This window comes from Ramlibacter sp., from assembly GCF_035655895.1.
Lineage (GTDB): Bacteria > Pseudomonadota > Gammaproteobacteria > Burkholderiales > Burkholderiaceae_C > Ramlibacter.
The window spans coordinates 1-1,607 of sequence record NZ_DASRTN010000012.1; the positions used below are offsets into that span (position 1 = coordinate 1).

The following is a 1,607-nucleotide window of genomic DNA, read 5'->3' on the forward strand; positions in this document are numbered from 1 at the left end:
GTCGCCCAGATCGAAGACGCCGTCCAGCAGATGGACCAGGCCACCCAGCAGAACGCCGCCCTGGTCGAGGAAAGTGCCGCCGCCGCCGACAGCCTGAAGACGCAGGCGCAGCAGCTGGTGGGCGCCGTCGCCGTGTTCAAGATCGACGGCCACGAGGCCTCCAACGCCCCCGCCCTGGGCCTGGCGCCGATGGCGGCCCGGACCACCGTGCGCCCCACCCTGCCGCGCAAGCCGCTGGGCGCCACCGGCAAGCCGGCCAGCGCCCCGACCGCAGAACTGCCCCGCCGCACCGGCACCGACGACGACTGGCAGACCTTCTGACCGCGCCGCCGGCCAAGGCCGGCTGGTGAGTGCCGAGGCGCCCTGCGGGGCGCCTTGTCGTTTGGTGGGCGCGAGCCGCACGCGGGACAGTTCCAACTCAAGACCCGCCCCTCGGGGTCGAAACTCTCGAGAGCGCCTCCGAGCACGCTGCCGTCCGCGGCACGGCGTGCGCGGCGATGCGCTGAGCATAGGGAGTCACACAAGAACATGAACAAACCATTCGAACGAGCCCCAACCAAGACGGCGGGCATCGAGGAGAACCCATGCGTTTCCAGACCAAGCTGCCGCTCGCGTGCAGTGCCATGGTCGTGTGCACGGCCGGGGCGGCAGTCACCGGCCTGCTGAGCCTGCAGTCGTCGGAGGACGGCGCGAACAGTGCCTTCCGTGCCCAGGCGGCGGCGGCCACGCTCGCCCAGACGACTGCACTGGACTTCAAGGTCCAGGTGCAAGAGTGGAAGAACACGCTGCTGCGCGGCAAGGATCCCAAGGCGCTCGACAAGCACTGGTCCAGCTTCCAGAAGCAGGAGCAGCTGACCGCTGCACACGCGGCGGAACTGCGCGACAGCCTGCCTCCCGGCGAGACCCGCGACCTGGTGTCCAGCTTCCTGCAGGCGCACACGCGGATGGGAAAGGCCTACCGTGAGGGCTTCGAGAAGTTTGGTGCGGCCGGGCAGGATGGGGAGCTTGGCGACCGTGCCGTGCAGGGCATCGACCGGGAGCCGGTCAAGCTGCTGGACGAGGCCGTGGCACGGATCCACCAGGAACAGCAGGCCTCGGCTGCCGCAACGGACGCCGTCATCAGCCGCACGTTCTGGCGGACCTTGCTGTTCCTCGGGCTGGCTGCCCTGGGCAGCGTCGCCGGTGCAGTGGTCCTGAGCCGGCGGGTGGTGCGGCAACTCGGCGGCGATCCAGCTGATGCCGTGGCTGCGGCGCGACGGGTCGCCGACGGCGACCTGAGCGTCGCGATCGTGGTGCGCGACGGCGACACCACGAGCCTGCTGATGGCCCTCAAGCGCATGCAGGACAGCCTGTCGCAGATCGTCGACGACGTTCGCCAGAACGCCGACTCGGTGGCCACGGCCTCGGGCCAGATCTCGCAAGGCAACAGCGACCTGTCCTCGCGCACCGAGGAACAGGCCTCCGCCCTGCAGCAGACCGCCGCCTCGATGAAGCAGCTGGCCTCCACCGTCAAGCAGAACGCCGACAACGCCCAGCAGGGCAACGAGCTGGCCCTGGCCGCCTCCACCGTGGCCGTGCGCGGCGGCGAAGTGGTCGGCCAAGTCGTG

1 protein-coding gene and 1 pseudogene are annotated in these 1,607 nt (G+C 70.2%); both read left to right on the forward strand.

Translation table 11 applies throughout. The annotated features are described in order from the left end of the window. Positions 1 to 321 (forward strand): annotated as a pseudogene (locus VFE82_RS14460) (methyl-accepting chemotaxis protein); the annotation flags it as partial. Positions 322 to 584: 263 nt separating this feature from the next. Then, on the forward strand, positions 585 to 1,607 hold a 1,023-nt coding region (locus VFE82_RS14465), incomplete at its 3' end, for a methyl-accepting chemotaxis protein (protein WP_422662645.1).